Source organism: Pseudidiomarina sp. (assembly GCF_048268165.1).
Lineage (GTDB): Bacteria > Pseudomonadota > Gammaproteobacteria > Enterobacterales > Alteromonadaceae > Pseudidiomarina.
In genome coordinates, this window is the sequence record NZ_JBLWWA010000022.1 from 1 (window position 1) to 8,524 (window position 8,524).

At 48.0% G+C, this 8,524-nt stretch carries 8 protein-coding genes; all 8 read left to right on the forward strand.

Annotation, left to right across the window (positions count from 1 at the left end):
- On the forward strand, positions 1-208 hold a 208-nt coding region (locus ACN0UY_RS12415), incomplete at its 5' end, for a hypothetical protein (protein ID WP_417667486.1).
- 300 nt (positions 209-508) lie between these two features.
- A complete protein-coding gene (locus tag ACN0UY_RS12420) occupies positions 509-838 on the forward strand; it encodes a hypothetical protein (RefSeq protein WP_417667488.1) in 330 nt (109 codons plus the stop codon).
- Between the two features lie 36 nt (positions 839-874).
- Positions 875-3,436 carry a DUF4132 domain-containing protein gene (locus tag ACN0UY_RS12425; RefSeq protein WP_417667490.1) on the forward strand — a complete coding sequence of 854 codons (2,562 nt, stop codon included), beginning with the start codon at positions 875-877 and terminating at the stop codon, positions 3,434-3,436.
- An 835-nt stretch (positions 3,437-4,271) separates the two neighbouring features.
- On the forward strand, positions 4,272-4,661 hold the full coding sequence (locus ACN0UY_RS12430; protein ID WP_417667492.1) for a hypothetical protein: 390 nt from the start codon (positions 4,272-4,274) through the stop codon (positions 4,659-4,661).
- 55 nt (positions 4,662-4,716) lie between these two features.
- The gene (locus tag ACN0UY_RS12435) at positions 4,717-5,940 is read left to right on the forward strand and encodes a hypothetical protein (RefSeq protein ID WP_417667494.1); all 1,224 of its coding nucleotides are present in this window, start codon (positions 4,717-4,719) and stop codon (positions 5,938-5,940) included.
- Positions 5,941-6,118: 178 nt separating this feature from the next.
- A complete protein-coding gene (locus tag ACN0UY_RS12440) occupies positions 6,119-7,273 on the forward strand; it encodes a reverse transcriptase family protein (protein WP_417667496.1) in 1,155 nt (384 codons plus the stop codon).
- Between the two features lie 127 nt (positions 7,274-7,400).
- A complete protein-coding gene (locus tag ACN0UY_RS12445; RefSeq protein ID WP_417667498.1) occupies positions 7,401-7,829 on the forward strand; it encodes a hypothetical protein in 429 nt (142 codons plus the stop codon).
- Positions 7,830-8,115: 286 nt separating this feature from the next.
- A complete protein-coding gene (locus tag ACN0UY_RS12450) occupies positions 8,116-8,370 on the forward strand; it encodes a Trp family transcriptional regulator (protein ID WP_417667500.1) in 255 nt (84 codons plus the stop codon).
- Positions 8,371-8,524: the final 154 nt, after the last annotated feature.

The following is an 8,524-nucleotide window of genomic DNA, read 5'->3' on the forward strand; positions in this document are numbered from 1 at the left end:
TGATACAGGTGTGACACACGATGGTTATCAATTCAAACGGCTCGCACGCTACACCGATAGTAACTTCTCACTGATAAGCGTAGATCCTGACAAGGATATGGTGGACTTCCAGCTTTATGGTGAACAGGTCACGCACGACCCGGATAATGGGGATGCAAAGCAGAACTCGCACTCTATCGCCAAGATTGAGCTTCGCTTTACTGAATGAGCCTTTTCATGGCGGGAGCTTTAATCGACTCAGCAGGGCTGCTGTCCCGACAACTGAGTGCCGGAGTGAAAGTGCAGCAATGCGCCAACTGTACATTATTGGCCTAAATTAGGCAGTAAGGATGCCTAATAAGATGGTCACACGCTCGCGGAAAGAATATGAGCGTAAGTGGACAGATTCAATAGGGAATCAAGTCCGTAGGCTTTTTGGATCTTCAGGAGGAAGATATTTGTGTTACACGAGAACATATTGCACATACGTGATGAAAACGGCTTAGGAACAATTTTCAATGAATGGCAGATGAGTTTTGACCGTGTTGAGGTTTCGGTCAGGGATGTCATCACTGAGCGGGTAATGCAGGAGGTCATCCGTTATAACCGATCCGCTTCGACAGACAAATTTGATCTGGTGCAGCCCACTGAACTCGAGCGGCAGCTGAATGGGCCAGGTAAAAAGCGCCCGCTCATAGATGTTGACAAGCAAATTACGATTGCCCTGCAGGCATTCGAAAGCAACGGCTTCTTCATCTTTATCGGCGACAGTCAGGTGGAACACCTGGACGATATCATCACTATTCGACCGCAAACACGAGTATCGTTCATTAAATTGACACCCTTGGTCGGAGGCTAAGTTGTGAATGCCATCGTTAAGCATATGGACGTACTGATGAGCAAGATTCTCGCTGGCCATCCTGTTGAAAAACATCCTGAAATGGACGCATTGCTCAGTGATATTGAATCGCACGTGCTGGCTAAAACGCGCTATATTTCTACCCACTCTAGCCTACCGTTCAAGGGCTGTGAGACCTATGCAACTCTAGAAGTGTTGCCGGCAGAAGAAAAAATCGAATTCCTGCTTTATCTGATATCGCAGCTTAATCACAACGCAGTCAGACGTTCTTCACAAGATGACGACCCGGAATACCTGCGCCGTCTCGTTCATGCCAATTTGCTGGATACCCTGATGCGTACGCGCATCGATTTCCCGGATGGTTTCTCGTTTTTCCAGCTGTTCCGAGCGTTATATGGCATTACCGACCAGTCCCCCCCTGACCTTGATATTTCATCTGGCCCCTTCACCGCCCTGGCTATGCAGATTGAAAAACATATTAAACGGTGGGGCCTGAACGAAATCATTGCGGAGGATATCTCTAACCTGATTGGACAAGAGTGCGTTGTACGCCATCTCAGGGGAGAAACGCGACAAGGTTGCTGGGCAGCCAAAAAGCTCGAGCGCATCCTGGTTAAGGCAGGTGAGTCCGGTATATTTCAGATGCCGGCTTACGAGCTCGGAGGGGGTCCCTTTGGTTCCCTGGTGCAAGCTGACATGGGGCAGATAAGTGCAGAGGAAAGGGGAAAGTGGCATCACCTGTTTCATCATCTCAGTATGGCCGACGGGGGTACGCCGTCCCAGAAATTTCTCAATACGCTTAGACCTTTGGTGGATGAAATCGGAGTGCCTGTATTCAGGTCTTGCACCAACCGTTGGCTGGCCGCAGCGGCACAGCTCCAAATGACCGAAACAGAGTATACCGAGCAGTATATTGTCCACACTTATACGTATCGTGACGTCGTGTTTATCGAAGCTCATAGCTTCAGCCTGTTGAAAGGTTTGCTTTGGTTACAGAGCGGGTTTCATGATCCGCAAACTCTGCAATCCATCGCGCTATTGACGGAAAAGTGCTTCCAGAAAATCCCCGGGCACGGCCCAGTAGCCGCTAGTGTGGGCAATGCCGGCATTTATGCGTTGGCACAATCGCCGGGGCTGGCGGGTATCAGCCACCTGTCGCGTTTGAAACTGCGCATTCGTCAGAACAACACGCAAAAGCTGATTCAGAACTTTATCGACGAGCAGGCGGCCAGACAGGGCATCAGGCCTGCGCAGATCGAAGAGATCGCCGTACCGGACTTTGGACTGAACGCTGGCGAGCGAGTAGAAGCCTTTGACGATTATCGCCTGGTACTAAAACACTCTGGTGTTGGGGCGACGCAACTACAGTGGATCAAACCGGATGGTTCACCCCAGAAAACAGCCCCAGCCTTCGTTAAGAACAGTGCCAACCATTCGGCCAAATTGAAGCAAATGCGGGCTCTGGAAAAGCAGGTTAAACAATCATCCACGTCGCAGCGCGACCGCATTGATCGCCTCTATCTTGAAGATATGCGCTGGTCCAAGGATGATTTTGAAACATATTACCTACACCACGGGTTGGTGGCAGACATTGCCCGAAAGCTGATATGGGCACTCGATGGGACGCCAGCGCTCTATCATGATGAGCACTGGCAGAACGTCAACGGCGAGTTGCTGGTGCCAGCAGATATCCGTGAAATCCGTCTTTGGCACCCCATCGACTCATCTCCGGAAGAGGTGCTGGCCTGGCGTGATCGTCTTGAAGAGCTGGCAGTTAGCCAGCCTTTTAAACAGGCATATCGCGAGGTGTATATCCTGACCGATGCAGAGATCAACACGCGGCTGTACTCCAACCGCATGGCGGCTCACATCCTCAAGCAACATCAGTTTAATTCGTTGGCAGCCATACGCGGCTGGAAGTATTCACTGCTGGGCATTCACGATGATGATCGTAATGGTGGAATTGCTCGCAGGACGCTTCCGGCCTACAACCTGGAAGCTCAGTACTGGATCAATGAAATCGCTGACAACTTTAATGATGTTGGTATCTGGTATTACGTGGCCTCGGATCAACTGCGCTTCTGTCGAGACGGCGACGAACCTGTTCCCCTGACAGATATTCCGCCGCTTGTGCTGTCGGAAATTATGCGGGACCTTGACCTTTTTGTTGGTGTTGCCAGTGTGGGTAACGATCCCCAGTGGCAGGATGGTGGGCCTGAGGCACGTCTGCAGTATCGTGAGTACTGGCAGAGCTATTCATTCGGGGACCTGACGGAAGTGGCTAAAACGCGCAAGGCTGTGCTTGAAAGGCTGCTGCCCAAATTAAAAATTCGGGACAAAACACATATTGACGGCAAGTTCCTGTTTGTTGAAGGCTCACGCCACACCTATAAGATCCATATCGGCAGTGGCAATATCCTGATTTGCCCTAATGATCGTTATCTGTGCATTGTGCCCAGCCGAAGTAAGAACAAGCACCTGAGCCGGGTTTTCCTGCCCTTCGAGGGTGACAGCGGGCTTTCAATCGTCCTGTCCAAGGCATTTATGCTAGCGGAAGACGACAAAATCACCGATTCAACCATTCTAAGACAGCTGTAGGTTCGCCAGCAGGCTAGGTTCCAGTCTCATGATTGGAACCTAGCCTGAAATTGAAGCAATGTAGCTTCCAGAGTTCCCCCAGTGTGTGCAAACAGGCCTACAGTTAACCCAGCTCCTTGCCACGCCTTTTATTACTGCGCACCGTTGGCCTATGTTGCTGAGGAACCTAGAATCAATAACTTTTGGTCCTAGCCTGAATTCTACCAATCAGAATGAGGTGATGATTCGTGAAAACTCACCACAAGGTGCTGGCTTTTTCCAAGCACAACGGAAGCAGGCAACCAATTTCTTCTAAGCGATGCAGACATCGCGATACCCATTACATGGCTCCTTCGGCACTACTTCACGGGTGCACATGCTACAGGCATTAATTGTCGGTTTACGTTCATTAGAGCTCCTTAAAGGTCAGCGCTGGGCAACTCAGCATCACTGACTGGTTAGCCTGACTAGCGCACATTGCAGACATTAGAGGGAACCAAGCGTCGCATCGAGCACTTAGCGCTTGTGTGCAAACTGTTTTGATTTTCTGTGATTACATACAGTGTATTGAAAGCTACGAACCGAGGGTGCTTGTTTTGTCGCGAGGCTGTACTCACTTGTGACTGGCAACAGGCTCAAAAATCGTTCACTATCAGAGAACTATGGACTGACCGTTGCAGGATACTGCGCACGGAAAAGCTGCAAAACGAGCATGCGCGTTTTCACCGGAAGAGAATGGCTGTGATATCTCAATTTATCCTTTCTCTTCTTATTCTTATATCAGCTCTTTTAGTCTTTAGCTGAGAGCAAATATGCGCATGCGCAGTATTATAATGTTAAGTTTCTAGGAGATTAAGTGAGAAAATTAAAATATGACAATACTGTTAAGCAGCAAGCAGATGTGATTTGCTATGCATTCTCTCCAGATCTATTGGGTGCTTCTGAAAGAGAGTTAAAAAGCTTTCTGAAAGTCTTATCTCAATATTTTCCCAAAACCGATAACGGTGAGGGTGGATACAAGCCAATGGATAATCAGGCTCTACATGGGAACTTCAATTCTGCACACCGCCATGTTTGCGAGTTGATCGCTAGTAAAAGAGAAAAGAAAAGACATTTGTGGGTTTTGGGTGTATCGATTGGTACATTTCTCGTTTTATCGGCCACTCTTTGGCACAGAATAGAATATCAGCGCGAGTCAACACTTAACAAATCAATCCAGCCGACCGCTGAAGCGTCGGTTGATTGAGGCGTTAGGGTGAATTGGTTGGCATAGCTCAAATTCTTTAATTAGAGATTATTAAATGGCATCTCTCTCAGAGGCAGACACCGTAAGGTCATGGCTTGACAATTTTGAAGACCAAGATCGACAAGCGGCAATTGATTTAGTTAACGAAGTGTTGCTGATCAGTAGGGATGACTTTATTGAAGAGTTGAATTCGCTGTTAGATTCGCTCAGTGGGTCAAAAGCCTGCCCTAAAAAAATCGCTCTTTATGCCGAGCGTCCGATAAAAAAAGTTTTTGGTAATACCCCTTGCTTTTTTCCAAATTCGAGACATGGACGGGCGGAAGGGAGTGGAGTGCCTCCCATAGTTGCTGATCCTAGGAACCAAGAAGTAGGAAGTGAGGGAATTGTCGCAAACCTTATTACTGATTATTCCCGAAGGAAAGGGGAGTTTTGTATTTCCCACCCGGGACCAAATAAATTACGTAGTGAAAAGGTTAGAGTTATTGGCGTCGTAACCGATTTTATTGGTTCGGGCCAACGTATTATCAGAATGCTTGACTCACTCGGTTTTGTTGCGACTCTTAATAGCTGGACTTCTTATAAACTTATTAAATTTGTCGTTCTCGCTTACTCTGGAACAACAGAAGGGCTAAAGGCAGTCCGGTCTCACAGGTTGCGGCCCGAAGTCCGTGTGGTAATGGGGTGCCCTACTATACAAAATTCTTTCGTAGGCGAAAGACGTAAAGAAGTAGAAAGGATATGCCATACGCAGCCAAAAAGGCATCCGGAGCCGCTGGGCTTTCTAGCCAGCGGTGCGCTCATAGCATTTTCTCATGGTTGTCCTAACAACACCCCTCCAATTCTTCACAGCAGGAGATCGGGATGGAGACCTTTATTTCATGGGCGGAGTACCAGTGAGCTTCCAAGTGAACTATTCAGAATTGATGAGTGCAACGCTCATGACCAACGAACGCATCGTCTGCTCGACATAAGAGATGCAAGAAATAAGCTGGATAGCTCCAAAAACGAAGAATGGGTGGCGGTTTTAAAGGTCTTAGCGGCAGCTGAAAAAGGGTTAAGGGACCCAGATGAGATTTCAGCAAGGGTTCGCATGAAAATTAATTCTGTGGACAACATCCTTAAGTTAGCGATTCAAGCGCGGTGGCTGAATTGTGAACACCGATTGACGCAATTGGGAATGCGTGAACTCACACGTTTTCGTCGGCGCCGTCGGAAAGCACCATTGCTTGTAGGTAGCGATGAAAGCTTTTATTATCCAACTCAGCTGAGGGCTCTATGAAAGAGATTAGATATTTGCCACGAAAGTGGCAAGGGGTTCCTTCTACGGAGCCCAGGGTACGGGAGTTCCTGTGCTCAGATCGCGGAGCAGTCTTTTCATGCTGCGCTTCAGTGCGATCTAGCCCGGGCGATGTCTTAGGGCTAGATCGCACTGATCCCCACCGAGGTGGGTCAAAGTAATGTCTTTCTGGAGTCCTCAGCGCTACCAATTTGAAGGTGAAAAGCACGGGATAGATGATGATGCTATCGCTGCTTCCGTTGAAGTAATTAAACGAATTCAGAATATTAATGCGCGGTTGCCAGTTGTTCTAACGCTTCGTCATTTAAGTTGGCTAACGGATACTAACTACGGATATTTAAGGAAGGTTGTAAGTCGAGAGTCTGGAAATTACAAGCGTGTTCTTTTAAAGAAGAAAGTGCCTGGTAGGTCTCGTTACCGAGAAATACATATTCCTGAAGCATCATTGCTTGCAGTTCAGAAATGGATAACGGCCAAAATACTAAGCAACACCAACGCACATCCTTCAAGTTTTGCCTATCATCCTGATTCGCAGCCTATTTTTGCTGCTAGTCGGCACTGCAGATGTAAGTGGCTACTAAAGATCGATATCGAGAATTTCTTCCACAGTATATCTGAGCATATGGTTTATAAGGTATTTAGAAATCTTGGTTATACGAAATTATTATCGTTTGAATTGGCTCGCATAACTACGACAACAGGCCTTAGTAATAAAAGCAGTGAAGACATTTTGCGATCAGATTCTTCCCGGTGGCCTTCGATTCCAAATTACTATTGCTCTAATGAAGGCTTCCTCCCTCAAGGAGCTCCCTCAAGTCCAATGCTTTCGAATCTTGTTATGAAAGCTATTGATAAAGATCTAGAATATTTGGCTAATTGTAACGGGTTTACGTATACACGATATGCTGATGATCTTGCGTTTTCAACAGAAAAAAACGCGACAATAGCAGATATAACTAGATTTAAGAAAAAAGTTAATCGCCTATTGATTGAGGCAGGGTTTAACCCTAATAGAAGAAAGACTGCTATTCGTGGGCCGGGCACAAGAAGGATTATACTGGGAATTTTGGTTGATAGTAAAAATCCAAGATTGAGTAAGGAGTATAAGGACCAAATACGTCAACACTTATACTATTTGTGCTCACAAGAGCATGGTCCTTCTAAGCACGCAGAGGCCCGAAAACTTTCGGTGTCGACTTTGTTTCATCATGTCAGGGGCAAGATAGCATGGGCTGAAAAAGTTGAACCGGAGTTTGGTGCATTGTGTTTGGAAAAGTTTGAAAGTATCAGTTGGCCACCATTAGATAAATGGTAAAGGTGACTTGATCACGCCATCTTGGTACAGCCCTAACAATCGCAGGCACGGCGAAGTCTTTTCCATTCCGGCTTCGCCTTCATTCCAAAGCCGCGCGTGCTGAGGGCGTTAGCACTCAGAAGAACCTATGACGGTGTACTATCAAATTGAACCTGAAGTAGCTGGTGGTTGGGGTGAAAATACACGGGCCGACACCTCAGTACATCCTCCCGTTGTTCACTCATTGCACTATGAGTTTGAAGGGTGGTTGGGTGACGAACTGTTGGAGTCATTCCCGTGTTTTATTGTTTCCGAACAAGTTGGGCAGGCTCTGAAAGCGGCAAATCTAGCCGGATTTTCGCTGGAGCAGGTCGAAATATCGTTTTCTGCTCAGTTCCTAGAACTTCAAGGAAAGCCTTTGCCGACTAGGTTTAATTGGCTAAGGATCACAGGAAGTGCTGGGCAAGCTGATTGCGGGATTTCTGAATCCAATCTATTAGTTGTCTCAGAACAGGCTCTGGACGTGCTTCGGCGGTTTTCTCTGAACAATGCCGAAGTGGTGGAGTGGAAGTGCTAACAAATCGTTTCAGTTCGTTTCGGCCCTGAAGGGCCTCCACCGGACGCCCTTGTCAGGGCGCCGCTAATATTGGCGTTAATGTCTGCTATGGGCCAGGAGCAGAAGTAAGCTTCCTTTTAGTTACTGTGATCACTTGCCTGAGGCTCTCAGACATAAGCGTATTGAACACAAGAAGCCCGGGGCGCCCCACCTCAAAACGCTCATCTTCCTGAAACCGGTTCCGTCTGAAGCTGAACATATCACTTTTCAATTGACCCTACCTCGCATTGTGATACCGTACTAGTACATGAATACAACTCACTTGAATGAGCTGCTCGATCACCTGCTGCAAATGCGGAGTCGGGACTCCCTTGAAGAAGCCCTGCGCGATCTGCTGACTCCGGCTGAACTGACCGAGGTCTGCAACCGGCTGCAGATTCTGCGCATGCTGGAAGCCGGCGTGCCGCAGCGGGAGATTGCCAAGCAGCTCGGCGTCGGTATCGCCACCGTCACTCGCGGGGCACGCGCCCTGAAGATCAAACAGCAACAGAGGCTAACATGAGCCAGAAACCGGCCCGCATAACACTGCCGCGCAAGCCACATTACGTCACACTGGCGGCAGACATCGACTTCTTTGGTCTGTTCAAGAAGATTGAGAAACGCTTCGACAACTGCTTCATGCTGGAGTCACTGGGCGAGGAGAGCTTCATCTCGCG